Genomic DNA, 18,345 nt, shown 5'->3' with positions numbered 1-18,345 from the left:
CGGCTGGCCTTCGACCGGCGGTGGACCGCAAAATGCAGGTCCCGATCCTAGAGTTCGGCTTCCATTTCGACGTCCATGAGGCCAAAACGTTGCTGGATGAAAAGGATGGCCTCCGGCGTGCTGGCGCCGGTGCGTTCGAGCTCCATGAAGAAATGTTCGAAACCACCGGGCGTTACGACGGCCATCATGCGCCCTGGGGCGTCGCTGATGTTTTTCCACGCATGCGGCACGTTCGGCGGCAGAACGACCGTGGTGCCTACCGGCGCATCGATCACCTCTTTGCCGCACCAGAAACGATAGGCTCCAGCAATCACGCGGAAAACCTCAGTCTCCCGCGTGTGCATGTGCGGCCCCGGTCCTGTGCCAGGCGCCGAAAATGTCTCCCACATGCCGAGCACGCCACCCGTCTCTTCTGCCGTCGCATGAATGAAGACCTGCCCGTCATGCAGATGTCTGGCAATCCGCTCACGCCCGGGCAACGAAACCACCGCTTTATTGAAATTTGTCATCGAGGGCCCCCAACTTTAGGAAAACATATCAGAGGTCCGGCGCGCAGAATATCACCCGATTGCATTAGGCAGGCCTATGCAACCGCCTCATTCCGGTCTACTCGTCGTGGGCCAGAATGACGTCCAGAAACGCATCGCCATAGCGCTCAAGCTTCGATTGCCCTACGCCGGATATGCCAAGCAGTTCCTTGCGGCTGCGCGGCCGTTCGGTGGCGAAGGCGATCAGCGTCGTATCGGGGAAGACGACATAGGGCGGAACGCCGAGGGATTTGGCGATCGACGTCCGCTCCGCCCGAAGGGCCTCGAACAGAATGCCGTCGGCGCCGGAAAGGCCGGAACGGCGCTCGCTACGTTCGGCTTTCTTGGTGCGGCGCTCCGAGGCCGGGCGGTCCTTGCGGAAGAATACCTGGCGTTCATGCTTGAAGACGGCGCGGGCATCCAGCTCCAGTTTAATAGCGCCATGGGCGTCATGATCGACGCGGGTCAGACCCATGGCAAGAAGCTGGCGGAAGACGGATTGCCAAACACGGGCCGGGATATCCTTGCCTGCGCCGAAGACCGGCATGTGGACATGGCCGAAGCGCTCCGTCTTTTCATTGATATTCCCGAGAAGCACATCGATCACGTGGCCGGTGCCGAAACGCTCGCCGGTGCGATAGACGGCGGCAAGCGCCTTGATCGCCGCTTCCGTCCCGTCCCAGGTTTCGACAGGCTTCAGGCAGGTATCGCAGCTGCCGCAATTGCCAGCATGCGCCTCGCCGAAATGCCCAAGGATCGCCTGGCGGCGGCAGGAAGCCGTTTCGCAGATGGCGAGCAGCGCATTGAGCTTGCCGCGTTCGATGCGTTTGATCTCATCTGCCGCACTGCCCTGATCAATCATGCGGCGGCGCTGGATGACATCGGCCATGCCATAGGCCATCCAGACCTCCGATGGCAGCCCGTCGCGCCCGGCGCGGCCGGTTTCCTGATAATAGGCCTCGACGGAGCCTGGCAGGTCGAGATGGGCGACATAACGCACATTCGGCTTGTCGATTCCCATGCCGAAAGCGACGGTGGCGACGAGGCAGAGTTCTTCCTCTTTCAGGAAGGCATCCTGATTGGCGTCACGCAGTGCCCGGTCCATGCCGGCATGATACGGCAGTGCGCGAATGCCCTGTCCGTTCAACCAATCTGCCGTGTCATCGACCTTGGCGCGCGACAGGCAATAGACGATGCCGCTATTGCCTTTGTGGCCCGAGAGGAAGCGTAGCAGCTGCTGGCGCGGCTGATCGCGCTCGACGATCTCGTATGCAATATTCGGGCGATCGAAACTGGTGGTGAAGACCTTGGCGTTGTTCAGCGCCAGCCGCTCTATGATGTCGTCGCGCGTATGCGGATCTGCGGTCGCCGTCAAAGCGATGCGCGGCACGCCGGGATAATGTTCCGCAAGCCTGCCGAGTTGGCGATATTCCGGGCGGAAATCATGACCCCATTGCGAGACGCAATGGGCTTCGTCGATCGCAAAGAGCGCGATCCTCGCCCTGCCGATGATATCGCGAAAACCGTCCATCAGGATGCGTTCAGGCGTGACGTAAAGCATGTCGAGCGCACCGGAAGAAAGCGCCCGGCGGATGTCCGCATATTCCTCTCGCGAAATCGACGAATTGAGCGCGGCGGCGCGGATGCCGAGCTGCCTCATCGCCTCCACCTGATCGCGCATCAGGGCAATCAGCGGCGAAACGACGACGCCGAGGCCGTCGCGGCAGAGCGCCGGGATCTGGAAGCAGAGCGATTTGCCGGCACCTGTCGGAAAGAGCACGACAGCGTCGCCGCCCGCCACGACCTGTTCAATCACCTGCTGCTGCTTGCCCCGAAATGCCGGATAGCCATAGACGCGCTTCAGGATATCGAGCGGATCCCGGCTGCTGCCGAAGAGCGCGCCTGCGGCCGAAAATGCCATGTCGCCGCCGTCCATCAATGGCTTGCCGCGCCTTTGACGCGGCCGGAAAGCACGCCGAAGCCATCGATGATGGCTTCCTGGTTTTCCAGCCGAAGGCCTTCGAAATGGACTTCCTGCAGCGCGCGCATCAGCTGGTCGATGACGTCGCCGTCCCCGGCTTCCGTTGCCTCGGCGATCTCGCGTTCGAGCTCGATCTTCTGCCAGCGTAACGCCTTGGTGCGCTTGTGGAAGGCAAGCGCCTGGCGGTAGCCCTCACGGGCATCCTCCATGGCCGCCTCCTCCGTCGCGATCCAGAGGCGGGCATTGCGGATCTGCTGCTCCAGGCCTTTGAGGAGCGCGCCGAAGCCCTGCTCCTCCAGGCGCTCGATCAGATATTCGCGCGTCAGATGCTGTGCGGCGACTGCCGCCGCAGCGCCCAGCACGCCGGACCAGAGGCGCTGAAGCTCGCGATTGTCGTAGTCGATCGAAGCGATTTCGTCATACTCGTCCTGCATCAGCGCCGGATGATTGACGATAGTGAGGGCGAGCACGCTTTCCCGTAACGCCGGAATTTCCTGATGTCCGCGCACGAGGCCCGATCGCGCAAGGCGCTCGGAAATACCGCCGCCGGAGATGCGCGCACCACGCGCCTCCTGCTGCCCGCCACGCCCACCCGGCCGGCCGCCCCGATCGAAGCTCCGGCGTTCGCCTCCGCGGTTCTGGAATTGCGGCTGGAAGAATGCCTTTAGCCTGTCGCGGATATCCTGCTGATAATGGCGGCGGACATTTTCGTCGGCGATGACAGCAACCATCTGCTTCAGGCGCGCTTCGAGTTCGGCGCGCGCTTCCGGCGTATCGAATTTGCCCGTGTTGATCTCGCGGCTCCAGAGCATTTCGGCCAGCGCATTTGCCTGGCTCATCACCTTGTCGAACGGCGCGCGGCCGTCATGGCGCACGAGGTCGTCAGGATCCTTCCCGTCGGGCAGCAGCGCAAAACGCAAGGTTCGGCCGGGTTTCAGGTGCGGCAGGGCCAGATCCCCGGCGCGGTTGGCCGCGCGGATGCCGGCGCCGTCACCGTCGAAGCAGAGTACCGGCTGCGGCGTCATCTTCCAAAGCAGCTCGAGCTGGTTCTCGGTAAGGGCCGTGCCGAGCGGCGCGACGGCATTTTCGATGCCGGCCTGATGCAGCGCGATGACATCCATGTAACCTTCGACAACGATGATGGTCTGCGCGCCGTCCGCACCTTGGATCGCTCGCCGGGCGCGCGCGAAGTTGTAGAGTACGTTGCCCTTATGGAAGAGCTCGGTCTCATTGGAATTGAGATATTTCGCCGGCGCATCCGACGACATGGCGCGGCCGCCGAAGGCGATCACCTTCTCCCGCGACGAGAGGATGGGAAACATGATGCGGTCGCGGAAACGGTCGTAGCTGACTGGCACCTCGGGGCCATGCACGACGAGGCCGCAGGCCTCGATCTGCTCCTTGACCACACCCTTGCCCGCTAGGAACTCCTTGAGCGCATTGCGGCTGTCCGGCGCAAAGCCCAAACGGAAGGTGTCGATTGTCCGACCCGTCAGCCCGCGGTCGCGAAGATAGGCCCGCGCCCGGGCGCCGTTTGCCGTCTGCAGCTGGTCCTGGAAGAACTGCGTCGCAAGCTCCATCACATCCTGAAGCGAGCCGCGTTCCTTCTCGCGCTTTTCCATCACCGGGTCGGCGATCGGCATCGCGACGCCTGCCATATCGGCAATCTGCTGCACGGCTTCGGGGAAACTCAGGCCCTCAAGGTCGGTCAGGAAACGGAAATGGTCGCCCGTGACGCCGCAGCCGAAGCAATGATAGCGGCCCTTGCGGTCTTCGCAATGAAAGCTCGGCGATTTTTCGCCGTGGAACGGGCAGCAGGCCCAGTAATCGCCGCGCGGCACGTTGGTCTTGCGCTTGTCCCAGCTCACACGACGGCCGATCACATCCGAAATCTGGACGCGGTCGCGTATCTCGTCGAGAAAGGAATTGGAAAAGCGCATATGAACCCTCGTGACCAACCATCATATACGCAGGTTTGGTGGAACGTGCCATGAACTTTGACGGAAAGACGCGCTATTCACAGGCTTTGGCCGCGCAGCGTACATCGAAGAATGTCAATCAAAGAAAGCGTGAACCACCAGGGAGACGGGCTGCGACAATTGTGCACAAAGATGCGCGCCGCCTCGTTTCCACAATTTCTCCAGACAGGAATAGGGATCTCATAAAAATCTTTAAAAACAAAACTTTATGATATTATTCCGGGAACGATAGAAGCGGCTACCGCCCGACCATTGTCTCTCATCTGCAGGTGCAGAGGTAGCATGCGATCGAATTATTATATTTTTGTAATTTGAATCCCCTGCCGCACCGCAATACCGTCCACCCCAACAAGCGATCCCCGAGCGAGGCTCCATCCCTACCCCCGGCGCCGCCTCGCAAGGGTGCCTTTGCAAATACGCCGCTGGTTTGGGTTTCGGCCCGCGTCGCCAGCGACAGCAAAGAGCAAGAAGGCAGGAGCACCCCCCAGCTCCTGCCTTCTTTAATTTTGCGCTTTAACCTTGCCGGTTAACTGACCGAAGCAATTTTGCAGCATCCTTGTGCAATGTAACATTGACAGGCGCATCCTTCGTGCCAGATGGAATACGTGTGCCCGCCTGGATTGTTCGATGTCTAATACCGCAGAAAAACTTGCAGCCGATGATCGTTTTTTTGAAGCGGTACTGCTCTGCGCCAATGAAATGCTTGCAATTTATCGCGACAGCCCACGCATTGCCTCGATCTTTGCCGCGCAGCAGCGCTGGTTGATGGCGCACGCCGGGTTTGCGCTGCACTACGGCTATCCGGACGGCACGACGAAGGGGCTTTATTCCGGCCGCTTTGTGGAATTCGTCGTCGCCAACAAGATCGCCAGCCGCAATACCGCTGCCGCTTTCATGCAGGAAATGCTCGCCTATCGGTTTCTGAGGCCGGCAATCGGGCAGAGCGATCGGCGCACGCGGCTGCTTGAGCCGACGGAAACGGCCGAACAACATTTCCTGAAATGGCTGCTCGCCCATCTGTTTATCCTCGATGGGCTCGACGGTGGAAAGCGTGTCGAGCGGGCAAGTGCCGACCCATCGACCATCGGCAAAATTCAACCGCTGATTGCGAAGGCGATCATCGAGACCGATGCCGTGCGCGATCCCGGCAAGACCTTCAATCTCTTCAACTGGGCAAATTCGGGAGGCCTGGTCATGGATTATCTGATGACGCGCCTGCCGGGCTTCGACCGGTCGAAGGAGCGGATCGCTCTTGGTCCCGTATCGCTCGGCGAAATCCGCGCGCAGTTCATGATTTCGAACACGCACCTGAAGCGCCTGCTTTCCCAGGCTGCCGAAATGGGGAGCGTCGGCTGGGAAGCGCCGCCGCGCAAGGGCGATCTCTGGCTCTCGCGCGGCTTCATTCTCGAATACTGGAATTATCAGGCCGCGAAGTTCGCGGTCGTCGATGCCGCGGCCGAAGCGGTGCTTGGCCCGGCAGTTTAGCCTACTTCAGCAGCTCCTTGACTGTGCCGGAGGCCTTGGCGAAGTCCATCTGCCCGGCATAACGCTCCTTGAGCGCCGCCATGACCTTGCCCATGTCCTTCGGCCCCTCTGCGCTGGTTTCCTTGATGATCGCGGCGACATTCGCCCGCACTTCCTGCTCCGAAAGCTGCTTGGGCAGGAAGTCCTGGATGACAACGATTTCGGCCCGTTCCTTGGCGGCGAGTTCCGGACGGGCGTTCTCTTCGTAGATCTTCGCCGATTCGTCGCGTTGCTTCACCATCTTGGCGAGGATCTGCAGGATCTCGTCGTCCGAAGCCTCGCCTTTGCCTGTGCCGCGATTGGCGATATCGCGGTCCTTGATCGCCGCCTGGATCAGGCGGACGGTCGAGAGCCGTTCGGCATTCTTGGATTTCATCGCGTCCTTGAGCGCGGTGGCGAGCTGATCGCGCAGCATTATCTTCACTCCTGTTGAATGGCGCTTCATAAACCAGCCCGATGGCAGGGATCAAATAAATTGCGAGATTCGCGTAAGAAAGCGCAGGAAAAGCCCACCGATCCGCGCTACAAAGATTGACGCCGGGGCATAGCGCGGCTATCTACCGCCACCTGCACCAAAATTCGTGATCAGGCCTGAGATGCGCTGCGACAAGCTGCGCTCATACGCTTGCGAACACAAATGGCAGTCTGACGGCCCCGAGACGTCGACACCTGCCGGAAACGGGATGAAGATGACCGCGACAGCACCCTGGACAACCGAAAAGCCGACCGCCCTGCTCGTTCTGGCAGATGGAACCGTGATCGAAGGCAAGGGCATCGGCGCGACCGGCAAGGTTCAGGCCGAAGTGGTCTTCAATACGGCGCTGACCGGCTACGAGGAAATCCTGACCGACCCCTCCTATCTCGGCCAGATCGTTACCTTCACCTTCCCCCATATCGGCAACATCGGCACCAATGACGAAGACATCGAAGACCTGACGCCGGCAGCACGCCACGGCGCGGTCGGCGTCATCTTCAAGGCCGACATCACCGAGCCTTCCAGCTACCGCGCCGCAAAGCACCTCGACACCTGGCTGAAGGCCCGTGGCGTCATCGGCCTCTGCGGCGTCGATACCCGCGCGCTTACCGCCTGGATCCGCGAGAACGGCGCACCGAACGCGGTCATTGCCCATGATCCGAACGGCGTCTTCGACCTTGAAACCCTGAAGGCGGAAGCCAAGGCCTGGAGCGGCCTCGAAGGCCTCGACCTCGCCAAGATCGCGTCTTCCGGCCAGTCGTCGCAGTGGGCTCAAACGCCGTGGATATGGAATGAAGGCTACGCGGAACTCAACGCCGACAAAACAAAATACCATGTCGTCTGCCTCGATTACGGCGTAAAGCGCAACATCCTGCGCCTCTTTGCCGGCCTCGATTGCAAGGTCACGGTCGTTCCGGCGACGACGAGCGCCGAGGATGTGCTTGCCATGCAGCCGGACGGCATCTTCCTGTCAAACGGCCCGGGCGATCCGGCGGCAACCGGCGAATATGCCGTGCCGGTGATCCAGAAGCTGATCAAAACGGACATCCCGGTCTTCGGCATCTGCCTCGGCCACCAGATGCTCGGCCTCGCGCTCGGCGCAAAGACCGAAAAAATGCATCAGGGCCATCACGGCGCGAACCATCCGGTCAAAGACCACACAACTGGCAAGGTCGAGATCGTCTCGATGAACCACGGCTTCGCAGTCGACACGAAATCATTGCCGGAAGGCATTGAAGAAACTCACGTTTCTCTCTTCGACGGCACGAATTGCGGCCTGCGTGTTTCAGGCAAGCAGATCTTCTCCGTTCAGCACCATCCGGAAGCCTCCCCCGGCCCGCAGGACAGCCATTACCTCTTCCGCCGCTTCATCAACATGGTGCGCGAGAAGAAAGGTGAAGCAGCGCTCGCCGAGCGTTGAACCGCCCCTGACGGCCAAGTCAAAAGCCCGGATGCCCTCAAGACAGTTGCCTTTGCGTGACATGCTCTTTGCGGCGCCGCGCGTCTGAAGCCGGCGCTGATAGGCCGCGTCCGGTGGTCCGGCCGCTGATCGGCGTGCGGGATCGGCCGTTCATTGTTGCCGGCCGCCCCCGAAGTGGATGTCCAACTTTCGGGGGCCATTTCATGGCTGCGGGCGTTTTACTCCGTTACGAAGAACTCAGTCCTTCTTGATCGGCGGGATCGGCCGGATCGCCAGTTCGCGCAGCTGCGTCGGCGTTGCCGGCGACGGGGCGCCCATCAGGAGGTCCTGCGCCTGCTGGTTCATCGGGAACAGCGTCACTTCGCGCAGGTTCTTGGCGCCGACGAGCAGCATCACGATACGGTCGATGCCGAAGGCAGCGCCACCATGCGGCGGCGCGCCGTATTGGAAGGCACGATAGAGACCGCCGAAGCGATCCTCGACGTCCTGCTGGCTCAAGCCCACCTTTTCGAAGGCGGCGACCATCAGTTCCGGCGACTGGTTACGGATCGAGCCCGAAGCGATTTCGAAGCCGTTGCAGACGGCGTCGTACTGGAAGGCCTTGATTGTCAGCGGATCCTGGTTCTGCAGTGCCTCCAAGCCGCCCTGCGGCATGGAGAAGGGGTTGTGCGCGAAGTCGACCCGCTTCTCTTCCTCGTTCCATTCGAAGAACGGGAAGTCGACGATCCAGCAGAGCTCAAAACGGTCGCGGTCGATGAGGTTCAGCTCGTCGGCGGCGCGGTTGCGTGCTTCGCCTGCGAACTTGTAGAACTTGTCCGGCTCGCCGGCGACGAAGAAGCAGGCGTCGCCGTCATCGAGGCCGAGCTGGGTACGGATTGCATCCGTGCGCTCTTCGCCAATGTTCTTGGCAAGCGGGCCTGCGCCTTCGAGCTTGTCGCCCTCCTTGCGCCAGAAGATGTAGCCAAGGCCCGGCTGGCCCTGGCTCTGCGCCCAGGCGTTCATGCGGTCGCAGAAGGCGCGGGAGCCGCCGGTCTTTGCCGGGATCGCCCAGACCTGAACCTTCGGGTTGGATGCGATCATGTTCGCGAAAACCTTGAAGCCTGAACCGGCGAAGTGTTCGGTCACCGCCTCCATGACGATCGGGTTGCGCAGGTCCGGCTTGTCGGAGCCGTATTTGCGGATTGCCTCGTCATAAGGAATGCGCGGCCACTCCTTGGTCACCGGCTTACCTTCGGCAAACTCCTCGAACACCTTGGTCATCAGCGGACCCGTGGCATTCCAGACGTCCTCCTGGGTCACGAAGCTCATTTCGAGGTCGAGCTGGTAGAATTCACCCGGCAGGCGGTCGGCACGCGGGTCTTCGTCGCGGAAGCAGGGTGCGATCTGGAAATAGCGGTCGAAACCGGCAACCATCAAGAGTTGCTTGTAAAGCTGCGGCGCCTGCGGCAGGGCATAGAAGGTGCCCGGATGGATGCGGCTCGGCACCAGGAAGTCACGTGCGCCTTCCGGCGAGGAGGCCGTCAGGATCGGCGTCGAATATTCGGTGAAGCCGATATTGCCCATTTCGCGGCGCATGGCAGAGATGACCTGGGTGCGCTTGACGATATTCTTGTGCAGCGTCTCGCGGCGAAGGTCGAGGAAGCGGTACTTGAGGCGGACGTCTTCCGGATAGTCCGGCTCGCCGAAGACCGGCAGCGGTAGTTCCTTGGCGGCGGAGAGAACTTCGATCTCCTGCGCGTAAAGCTCGATCTCGCCAGTCGCCATCGCCTTGTTGACGGTGTCTTCGGTACGTGCCTTCACGAGGCCGTCGATGCGGATGACCCACTCGCCGCGAACGGTTTCCGCCATCTTGAAAGCCGGCGAATCCGGATCGGCAACGACCTGCGTGATGCCGTAATGGTCGCGAAGGTCGATAAAGAGAAGGCCGCCATGGTCGCGAACGCGGTGGACCCAGCCGGAAATCCGGACATTCGAGCCGACATCCGCCTTGCGGAGGGCTGCACATGTGTGGCTGCGGTAGCGATGCATAATGTCTAATCCTGGTATTTTGGCTTGAGACGGCAGCAAGGGGCTCGAATGGCTCTCCGGTGCCGACAAGAAAATCGGGCGGAAAAGCGCATGGACGGTCCGATTTGTCAAGGCTTGGGCCGCATCGAGCAGCACTTTGGCGTGGTTTATTCGGAAGCCCAATGCAAGGCAACTGCGGCAGTTTAGCCTTCACTTCTTTATTGATGAAACCTGCAGTCAACTTTAAAGATGACGCCATTGTTGTTGCCGGAGCGCCAGATGCCCCTACTCACCCGCCGCAATCTGCTGAAGGCGTCCGCCATCGCCGGCGCTTATGGCGCCGGCATGGCTGTCGCCGGCAAGTTCGGCTTTGCCGGCTCGGCACCCGAACCGCGGGTGCTGCGGGCGGTGAAGACCGAGGCTTCGCTGACCGCTGCCGGGCCGACGAGGGGTGTCATGACCTGGGGCGACGGTGGTCCACCGCCGGTGCTGCGCATGACCCGTGGCCGGCCCTATGCCGCGCGCCTGACCAATGCTCTAGACGAACCGACGACGATCCACTGGCATGGCCTGCGCATCGACAACCGGATGGACGGCGTGCCCTTCATGACGCAGCCCTACGTCTATACCGGCGACAGCTTCGACTACGCCTTCACGCCGCCGGATGCCGGCACCTTCTGGTACCACCCGCATTGCAACACGCTCACACAGATAGGGCGCGGCATGGCCGGCGCGATCGTCGTCGAGGATCCGGCCGATCCGGCATTCGATGCAGAAATCGTGCTCAACCTGCGCGACTGGCGGCTCGGCGGAGACGGGCAGTTCATTGCGCCCTTCCGTCCGCGCGACGCGGCAAAGACCGGCACCTACGGAACAGTGCGCACCGCGAACTGGCAGCAGGAGCCGCAAAATGATGCGCCGGCCGGCGGCCTTGTCCGCCTGCGCGTCGCCGTGACAGATGTCACCCGCGTCTTCTCGCTGCGGATGGAAGGCGCCGAGGCGACGGTGATTGCCATCGACGGCAATCCGGTGCCGCAGCGCTTTCCGCTTGACCTGCTCCAGATCGGCCCCGGGCAGCGGCTGGATCTTGCCGTCAGGATGCCGGACAGCGAAGGCGCTGTAGCGATCCTGGAGGATATTCGGGGGACTGCGCCGAAAACAATCGCCAGCCTGCGCGCCGTCGGACAGTCTCTGAAACGCAATGCGGGCGACCTTGCCCCGCTTGCCGCCAATCCGGTCCCGCACGCCGATCTGTCCTCCGCCGAGAAGATCCCGCTGGTGCTCAGCGCCACGGCGGAAAACGCATCCGCCGACAGCATATGCGGCACGCTGGGCTACACTTTCTGGGCGATCAACAGAGTGCCATGGCCGGGCGACATTGCCGGTTCGGCAGCTCCGATTGCCGAGCTGAAGCTCGGCAAGAGCTACGTCTTCCAGCTCGAGAACGTGACGCCGCACCTGCATCCGATCCATCTGCACGGCATGAGCTTCACCGTTATTTCATCCTCGACGCGACAGGTGATGCCGCTCGTTTCCGACACCTATCTCGTCCAACCCGACGAGAAGGTCCAGCTCGCCTTCGTCGCCGACAATCCGGGCGACTGGGTGCTGCATTGCCATATCATCGAGCATCAGAAAACAGGCATGACGAGCTATGTGCGGGTTGTTTAAGATGGAGCGATAGCCCCTTCATCCGCCTGCCGGCAACCTCGCCGCCCTTCTAGGCCATTTGGCGAGGCAAGTCCCCTCGCCCCGCTTGCAGGGAGAGGGCGAGGAGAATCTTCGGCACGACGAAACCTCTCTTTTATGTTGCATACAGCTTTCCGCCATAGTTGCATTACCTTTAGCAGAGAGTCGTGCACTGAGAGGCCTCCGCCAACGAACGCAGCAATTGTAGGAAGCATCGTATCAATCCCGGCGAATAACCCGCCAGCCGTGCCGCCACAGGCGCCTTCAACGTATTGACATATCGAACGTAAAGGAGAAGGAAGGTTAACCGATCTTTTTCCTTGCGAATGAATTGACATGATAGAAACAACCGCCGAATTGGCGGCCGCCTGCAAAGAGCTGGCCAAGTCCGACTTCCTTACAATCGACACTGAATTTCTGCGTGAGACGACATTCTGGCCGGAGCTCTGCCTGATACAGATGGCAAGCCCGACGACGGAAGTCATCATCGATCCGCTTGCCAAGGGCATTGACCTTGCGCCCTTCTTCGAGCTGATGGCCAATCCGAATGTGCTGAAGGTTTTCCATGCGGCGCGCCAGGACATCGAAATCATCTTCCATCGCGGCGGGCTGATCCCGCATCCGATCTTCGACACACAGGTCGCCGCGATGGTCTGCAGCTTCGGCGACAGCGTATCCTACGACCAACTCATCAGCCGGACAAAGGGCGTGCAGATTGACAAATCCTCGCGCTTCACCGACTGGAGCCGGAGACCGCTTTCCGAAAAGCAGCTCGATTATGCGTTGGCGGACGTTACGCATCTGCGCGACGCCTATCTCTATCTCAAGGCCGAGCTGGAGCGCGAAGGCCGCTCGTCCTGGCTTTCCGAGGAGATGGATATTCTCGAATCGCGCGAAACCTACGACATGCATCCGGACGATGCCTGGCAGCGTTTGAAGATGCGGCTGCGCAAACCGCAGGAACTCGCGATCCTCAAATATGTCGCGGCCTGGCGCGAGCGCGAAGCGCGCTCCCGCAATGTGCCGCGTTCGCGCGTACTGAAGGACGATGCGATCTATGAGATTGCCCAGCAGCAACCGAAGGACGCCGAAGCGCTGAGCCGCCTTCGCACGGTTCCAAAGGGCTGGGAGCGTTCGACTGCCGGCACCATGGTTCTCGAAGCGGTCAATACTGCCCTTGCCCTGCCGAAGGCCGACATGCCGCATGTGCCGCGCCAGACGCAGGCGCCGGAAGGTGCTGCAGCCGCGGTCGAACTGCTCAAGGTGCTGCTGAAGCTGATTTCGGAAAAACACGGCGTTGCGCCGAAGGTCATCGCCAACAGCGAAGATCTCGACAAGATCGCGGCGGAAGGCGAAAAGGCGGAGGTCGCAGCACTCAACGGCTGGCGGCGCGAACTGTTCGGCACGCCCGCGCTGCAGCTCATCAAGGGCGAGATTGCGCTTCGCTTCGCCGGCAAGAAAGTCGATACCGTTTCGCTTTGACGGCCGGCGCTCTTCCGTCGACTGGCAAAATCGCTTGACCGAGGCGCCTTGCGTGGAAGAATGCGCACGGGCGCCAACACAGGTCGGACATCATGAAAGAGATTTCTCCAGCGCAAAACTGGCTTCTCTTAACGGCCGTGATGGCTGCGAGCGGCATCGCCTATGGCATGGTCGCCTATCCCGGGGAACCGCTCATCATCAGCGCGGTCTTCGCGATCTGCATCGGCATGCCGATTTTGGCCTTCGAGCGGAGAGCCTTCCTGCGCCCACTCTACCGGCGACTCCAGAAACTTCCGACGGCGGCGTTCATCATTTCAGCTTTGCTGATCTACGAAACTCTCATGAACATCGGCTATGCGCTGGCCGCCTTGCTGCTTTCGGCGGTCGGGCTGATCAAGCCCGAGTCGCTCATGAACATCCTGGTAATGCCGTTCAATGTCTTCATGTATGCGCTGGGCGTCTGCGCCATCATCATCTTCGTGCTGCGCGTGCGCGAACTGCTCGGGCGCGACGTTTTTCTCAGCATGTTTTCCGGCCGCTACCGCAACCCCGTCCAGGAGGAACGCATCTTCCTCTTCATTGACCTCGTCGATTCGACCCCTTTTGCCGAGAGACATGGCGATCTTCGAGCACAGCAATTGCTGAATTCTCTGTTTGCCGCCTTTGCCGAACCGGTGCGGCGGAACATGGGGATGATCGACGATTATGTCGGCGATTCCGCCATCATTACCTGGCCGCTCGCGCGCGGGCTGAAGGACGGCCGCTGTGTTCGCTGCGTCTTCGACATCCTGAACGATATCGAAGCCGATGCGGAAAGTTGGCTGAAACAATATGGACAGGTGCCCCGCCTGCGCGCAGCACTTCACGGCGGCTTCGTCATCACAGCGGAAATCGGCGTTGATCACCACAAGATCACCTATTTCGGCGACACGGTGAATACGACCTCCAGGCTTGAATCCCTCTGCAAGTCGCTGAACCGGCCGGTGCTGATCTCGAGCGAGCTTGCCCAACGCCTGACGCTGCCTGAAACGATCAGTGCGCAGGACCTTGGCGTTCATGCGCTCAAGGGCCGGGGCCAGGGGCTGGGCGTCATGGCGCTGGCGCAAGCCCTGCCCGCATCGGCAGCGTCACCAAAGCTTCATTCAACCTTCAATTAGACGCCATCAATGGACTGCTAAGCGAAACCGCCATTTCATTTTCTGGAGGTTTCCATGAAGGCTTCGCTTTTCACTTCCGTCTCCCTTTTCTTCCTCATTGCCGCCTCCCCTTCCGCCGGTGAGCAGGCTTTTCCGGCCAAGCTCGCCGGCCAGGCAATCCTGCCTGCCAACACGCTGGTTCCGGCGCCTGCGGACGCGCCAGAATTCCTCAAGCACTCCGGCAAGTTCACAACGCCGGACCGTAAGCGCACCGAGACGCTCGGCACCGTTCCGGGCAAGGACGGCCAGCGCGTCACCGACATCAAGCTACCGCTCGACGGCCAGCCTATCCAGGGCTTCTCCGGTATCAAGACGATGGAAGACGGCACATTCTGGACGCTTTCCGACAACGGCTTCGGTTCCAAGGCCAACTCCAGCGACGCCATGCTCTTCCTGCACCAGATGAAATTCGATTGGGAGAACGGCAAGGCCGACGTCGTCAGGAACCTCTTCCTCTCCGATCCGAACAAGATTGCACCCTTCCCGATCACCCTCGAAGGCGCCGAGAAGCGCTATCTGACCGGCGCGGATTTCGACATCGAATCCATCCAGCCGGTCGCCGACGGCTTCTGGCTCGGCGACGAATTCGGTCCCTATCTTTTGAAGGTCGATGGCGAAGGCCGGTTGACCGATGTGATCGCCACCACGGTCGACGGCAAGCCAGTGACGTCACCGGACAATGCGCTGCTCTCGGTCCCTGCAAACCCGGCCGCAAAGATGCCAGCCTTCAATCTAAAGCGCTCCGGCGGCTTCGAGGCCTTGCCATGTCGAAGGACGGGACGAAGCTTTACGGCCTTCTGGAAGGCGCGCTCTACCAGGATGACGGCAAGATGGAATCGGTCGACGGCCACACCGCCATCCGCATCGTCGAGTTCGACGTCGCCTCCAAGAACTGGACGGGCCGCAGCTGGTTCTATCCATTCGAAGACAAGGGTGCCGCGATCGGCGACTTCAACATGCTGGACGACACGACAGCCCTCGTCATCGAGCGCGACAACGGCGCTGGCACGAAGGACAAGGCCTGCCCCGATCCCAAGCAACCGAAGCCGGACTGCTTCCAAGCTCCGGCGGAATTCAAGCGCATCTACAAGATCGAATTCAACGAGGCGAATGCCGGCAAGGCCGTGCGCAAAATCGGCTACGTCGACCTGATGCGCATCGAGGACCCGAACAACAAGAAGAAACAGGGCGGTGGCGAAGGCTTCTACGACATGCCCTTCGTAACGATCGAGAACGTCGACCGCGTCGATGCCACGCATATCGTCGTCAGCAACGACAACAACCTCCCCTTCTCCGCCGGCCGCGCCGTCGACAAGGCAGACGACAACGAGTTCAGCCTACTGGAAGTGGGTGGTTTCCTGAACGCGAAGTAAATCGAATCCTGAACGACAATGGGCGCCCGGTAAAAGCCGGGCGCTTTTTTGCTTATGATGCGAGTGACGCCCGCAATACGCCGAATTCACCTTGGGATCTATGAGATTAAGCAGCCTTAGCCGATGCTATGCCGTCGAGTTTTTTTAAGGCATCGGCCGGCAAGACGAGGTCGGCGACAGCCAGATTTTCCCTGAGGTGGATGCGTGATGAGGTACCAGGGATAAGCAGGATGTTCGGCGCGCGTTGCAATAGCCAAGCAAGAGCAACCTGCATCGGCGTTGCGCCAAGGCGCGTTGCAACATCCGAAAGCGTGGATGACTGTAATGGCGAAAAGCCGCCGAGCGGGAAGAATGGCACGTAGGCGGTGCCCTCCGCCGCGAGCTGGTCGATCAACGGATCATCCTCGCGATGGACAAGGTTGTACTGGTTCTGAACACAGACGATGCTGGTGATCTTTCGCCCGTCGGCAACTTGTTTGGCGGTTACGTTGGACAGGCCAATGTGCTTGACAAGGCCTTGTCGCTGAAGATCGGCGAGAACGGTCAGCGGTTCCTCAAGGGATCCTTCCGCCGGACCGTGAGCATCGAACATGGCACGCAGATTGACCACCTCGATCACATCGAGGCCGAGATTGTTCAGGTTATCATGGATCGCCTGCGTCAGCGCTTCTTTTGAGAAGGCCGGATTCCAGGACGCATCCGCGCCTCGCGCTGCCCCTATTTTGGTGACGATCGCAAGATCGTTCTTGTATGGGTGCAACGCCTCCTTGATGATCTGGTTGGTGACATGCGGACCGTAGAAATCGCTCGTGTCGATATGGTTGACGCCACTTTCGACTGCTTCGCGCAATACGGCTATTGCCTCCGCGCGATTTTTCGGCGGACCGAAGACGCCCTTTCCAGCAAGTTGCATGGCACCGTACCCGAGCCGCTTCACGATGCGGTCACCAAGGGTGAATGTACCCGACTTTTCGAGATTGAACATGATCTACCTCCGTTTCAAGACAGACTAGAGATAGACCAGGCTGGTTCTCGCGATAACTGGATACAATCCGCACGGGCTGTTCGAATTTTCGGACAATGGAAGCATCGGGCAAGGAGCAGACGGCATGATGACTGCTGCCGATGCCCGGCCGTCGTCGCCCGCACCATACAGCAACGCCTCTATTCAAAAACGAAGGCTAGGCGCTTATTGGTCAGTTTCGAGAGCTGCTGCAGGCGACCGTCGAGGCGTTCTCCGGCGAAGTCATGATATTCCGACGGCACGACGAATTCGAGGTCGATGTCCGGATTGGAGGACTTGCGGAACGTCAGGTTCTTCACCAGTCCCGGCATGGAGGCGGAGAAGAGATAGACGACACGCAGCATGCCGCCGAGAAGCTTGGCGCGCTCGACATATTGCGGGCCGGCGATTGCGGCAAGCGGTGCCGTCGAGCCGTCGTCGTGCAGGCCTTCGAAGCGGTAGTAATTGGCGAGCGCGATGAAGGCCCGGCCGGGGTGGCTAATGCCGACGAAGGAGGAATGGGCAATCAGGTTCAGCGCCTGCAGGCCGCGATAGTCTGGATGCGCACGCCAGCTGATGTCGGCGAGCAGGCACGCCGCCTGGCGGTAGCGCGCCTCCTCTTCCGTTTCAGTGATGCCGAAATACGGCATCATATAACCGGTCCATTCCGCAAGCTCGCGCGCATGCTCGGGAGAACGGGCGCGCAGGATCGCAAGCTCGCCGGCCGCCGAAAGCAGCGGGTCGGCGCGGCGCTCGCCGTCGGATAACAGCGAATAGAGATAGCCTTCGCGGACGCCCTGAGCGGAGAAGGAAATGACGGCGGGCTTCATTGCGCTCAACACTTCCTGCATCGCAACGGCACCGAAGGGCAGCAGCGCGCGGCGATGCTTCGAGACCGCCTGGAACGCCGGATCCTTCGACTCCCTGGCAATTTCCACCTGGTCGAGAAACTGCATCATCGCCTCGAGCGAGACCTCGTAGCCCTGCATCATGTGAAGCGGATACTGGGTGAGTTCCATGTGCAGCTTGGCGACGTTACGCCAAGTGCCGCCAACCGCGTAAAAGGTTCGCCCTGCACCCTTTTCCAGGATTTTCGTAGCGCTTCGAACGTGCTTGCGCGCGAACGTGCGGGCCCTCGCAAGAGACCCCCCAGCATATTCCGAAAGGCGCAAGCCGCCGAGCGGCAGGGTGATCCCCTTACCAATCTCGCGTTCCTTGATGTCGATGAGTTCCAGCGACCCGCCACCGAGGTCGCCGGCAATGCCATCCGGATGGAAAAAGCCGCTGATGATGCCGAGCGCGGAAAACTTCGCCTCCTCCTCGCCAGAAAGCACGCGGACTTTCCGCTGGAGGATCGTCTCGGCCTTGTGGATGAAATCAGGCCCGTTGGAGGCTTCGCGCGCCGCAGCCGTCGCCAGAACATACATGGTCGCAGCGCGCGCCTGGTCCGACAAAGCCTTGAAGCGATGCAGGGCGGCCAGCGCGCGGGCGACGCTTTCCTCATCCATCCTACCGGTCAGCGCAATGCCCTTACCGAGGCCGCAGAGTACCTTTTCGTTAAAAAGGATTGCCGGCGATCGGGACATGCCTTCGTAGATGACCACGCGGATCGAATTCGACCCGATATCGACGACGGAGACCGGGGCAATCCCTGGCAGGCGCCCCTGGGCTTCTGATTCAACCATGCAG

The 18,345-nt window shown here is 60.8% G+C and carries 12 protein-coding genes and 1 pseudogene; 6 read left to right on the top strand and 7 right to left on the bottom strand.

Annotation, left to right across the window (positions count from 1 at the left end; genetic code table 11):
• Positions 1–47 precede the first annotated feature (47 nt).
• From N2599_RS04765 to dnaG, 3 genes are all read right to left on the bottom strand, one after another.
• A complete protein-coding gene (locus tag N2599_RS04765; RefSeq protein ID WP_027508633.1) occupies positions 48–509 on the bottom strand; it encodes a cupin domain-containing protein in 462 nt (153 codons plus the stop codon).
• Between the two features lie 97 nt (positions 510–606).
• On the bottom strand, positions 607–2,448 hold the full coding sequence (recQ, locus tag N2599_RS04760; RefSeq protein WP_245209211.1) for a DNA helicase RecQ: 1,842 nt from the start codon (positions 2,446–2,448) through the stop codon (positions 607–609).
• Positions 2,449–2,462: 14 nt separating this feature from the next.
• Positions 2,463–4,448, bottom strand: coding sequence for a DNA primase (gene dnaG, locus N2599_RS04755; RefSeq protein WP_027508631.1), 1,986 nt, complete (start codon positions 4,446–4,448; stop codon positions 2,463–2,465).
• A 666-nt stretch (positions 4,449–5,114) separates the two neighbouring features.
• Between dnaG and N2599_RS04750 the strand changes: the two genes are divergently transcribed.
• Positions 5,115–5,972 carry a hypothetical protein gene (locus N2599_RS04750; RefSeq protein WP_027508630.1) on the top strand — a complete coding sequence of 286 codons (858 nt, stop codon included), beginning with the start codon at positions 5,115–5,117 and terminating at the stop codon, positions 5,970–5,972.
• 1 nt (position 5,973) lies between these two features.
• Here the strand turns inward: N2599_RS04750 and N2599_RS04745 are convergent, their stop codons facing one another.
• Entirely contained in the window at positions 5,974–6,426 is a 453-nt protein-coding gene (locus N2599_RS04745; RefSeq protein WP_027508629.1) for a GatB/YqeY domain-containing protein, read from the bottom strand.
• Positions 6,427–6,700: 274 nt separating this feature from the next.
• On the opposite strand from N2599_RS04745, the gene carA reads away from it, so the two are divergent.
• Positions 6,701–7,906 (top strand): glutamine-hydrolyzing carbamoyl-phosphate synthase small subunit, encoded by a 1,206-nt coding sequence (carA, locus tag N2599_RS04740; protein WP_027508628.1) that lies wholly within the window; start codon positions 6,701–6,703, stop codon positions 7,904–7,906.
• A 237-nt stretch (positions 7,907–8,143) separates the two neighbouring features.
• Here carA and aspS read toward each other — a convergent pair whose 3' ends face one another.
• Positions 8,144–9,934, bottom strand: a complete 1,791-nt coding sequence (aspS, locus tag N2599_RS04735) for an aspartate--tRNA ligase (RefSeq protein WP_027508627.1) — start codon at positions 9,932–9,934, stop codon at positions 8,144–8,146.
• 258 nt (positions 9,935–10,192) lie between these two features.
• Here aspS and N2599_RS04730 point away from each other — a divergent pair, with 258 nt between their 5' ends.
• The 4 genes and pseudogenes from N2599_RS04730 (at position 10,193) to N2599_RS04715 (ending at position 15,653) form a co-directional block, all read left to right on the top strand.
• Positions 10,193–11,584 (top strand): multicopper oxidase family protein, encoded by a 1,392-nt coding sequence (locus N2599_RS04730; protein ID WP_027508626.1) that lies wholly within the window; start codon positions 10,193–10,195, stop codon positions 11,582–11,584.
• A 354-nt stretch (positions 11,585–11,938) separates the two neighbouring features.
• Positions 11,939–13,084, top strand: a complete 1,146-nt coding sequence (gene rnd / locus N2599_RS04725) for a ribonuclease D (RefSeq protein WP_027508625.1) — start codon at positions 11,939–11,941, stop codon at positions 13,082–13,084.
• A 92-nt stretch (positions 13,085–13,176) separates the two neighbouring features.
• The gene (locus N2599_RS04720; protein WP_027508624.1) at positions 13,177–14,241 is read left to right on the top strand and encodes an adenylate/guanylate cyclase domain-containing protein; all 1,065 of its coding nucleotides are present in this window, start codon (positions 13,177–13,179) and stop codon (positions 14,239–14,241) included.
• 354 nt (positions 14,242–14,595) lie between these two features.
• Positions 14,596–15,653, top strand: a pseudogene (locus tag N2599_RS04715) (esterase-like activity of phytase family protein).
• A gap of 106 nt (positions 15,654–15,759) precedes the next feature.
• Here the strand turns inward: N2599_RS04715 and N2599_RS04710 are convergent.
• Both N2599_RS04710 and ppx read right to left on the bottom strand, forming a co-directional pair.
• Complete coding sequence (locus N2599_RS04710) at positions 15,760–16,638, bottom strand: aldo/keto reductase family oxidoreductase (protein ID WP_027508623.1); 879 nt, start codon at positions 16,636–16,638, stop codon at positions 15,760–15,762.
• 179 nt (positions 16,639–16,817) lie between these two features.
• Complete coding sequence (gene ppx, locus N2599_RS04705) at positions 16,818–18,341, bottom strand: exopolyphosphatase (RefSeq protein WP_027508622.1); 1,524 nt, start codon at positions 18,339–18,341, stop codon at positions 16,818–16,820.
• Between the last annotated feature and the right edge of the window lie 4 nt (positions 18,342–18,345).

The sequence above is a fragment of the Rhizobium sullae genome, from assembly GCF_025200715.1.
Taxonomy (GTDB): Bacteria; Pseudomonadota; Alphaproteobacteria; order Rhizobiales; family Rhizobiaceae; genus Rhizobium; species Rhizobium sullae.
The sequence above is the reverse complement of the archived record's forward strand: the minus strand, read 5'-3'. Positions and strand labels throughout refer to the sequence as shown.

Coding starts and splice junctions, on each gene's coding strand:
- N2599_RS04765 (WP_027508633.1), bottom strand. CDS start 509: ATGACAAATTTCAATAAAGCGGTGGTTTCGTTGCCCGGGCGTGAGCGG.
- recQ (WP_245209211.1), bottom strand. CDS start 2,448: ATGGCATTTTCGGCCGCAGGCGCGCTCTTCGGCAGCAGCCGGGATCCG.
- dnaG (WP_027508631.1), bottom strand. CDS start 4,448: ATGCGCTTTTCCAATTCCTTTCTCGACGAGATACGCGACCGCGTCCAG.
- N2599_RS04750 (WP_027508630.1), top strand. CDS start 5,115: ATGTCTAATACCGCAGAAAAACTTGCAGCCGATGATCGTTTTTTTGAA.
- N2599_RS04745 (WP_027508629.1), bottom strand. CDS start 6,426: ATGCTGCGCGATCAGCTCGCCACCGCGCTCAAGGACGCGATGAAATCC.
- carA (WP_027508628.1), top strand. CDS start 6,701: ATGACCGCGACAGCACCCTGGACAACCGAAAAGCCGACCGCCCTGCTC.
- aspS (WP_027508627.1), bottom strand. CDS start 9,934: ATGCATCGCTACCGCAGCCACACATGTGCAGCCCTCCGCAAGGCGGAT.
- N2599_RS04730 (WP_027508626.1), top strand. CDS start 10,193: ATGCCCCTACTCACCCGCCGCAATCTGCTGAAGGCGTCCGCCATCGCC.
- rnd (WP_027508625.1), top strand. CDS start 11,939: ATGATAGAAACAACCGCCGAATTGGCGGCCGCCTGCAAAGAGCTGGCC.
- N2599_RS04720 (WP_027508624.1), top strand. CDS start 13,177: ATGAAAGAGATTTCTCCAGCGCAAAACTGGCTTCTCTTAACGGCCGTG.
- N2599_RS04710 (WP_027508623.1), bottom strand. CDS start 16,638: ATGTTCAATCTCGAAAAGTCGGGTACATTCACCCTTGGTGACCGCATC.
- ppx (WP_027508622.1), bottom strand. CDS start 18,341: ATGGTTGAATCAGAAGCCCAGGGGCGCCTGCCAGGGATTGCCCCGGTC.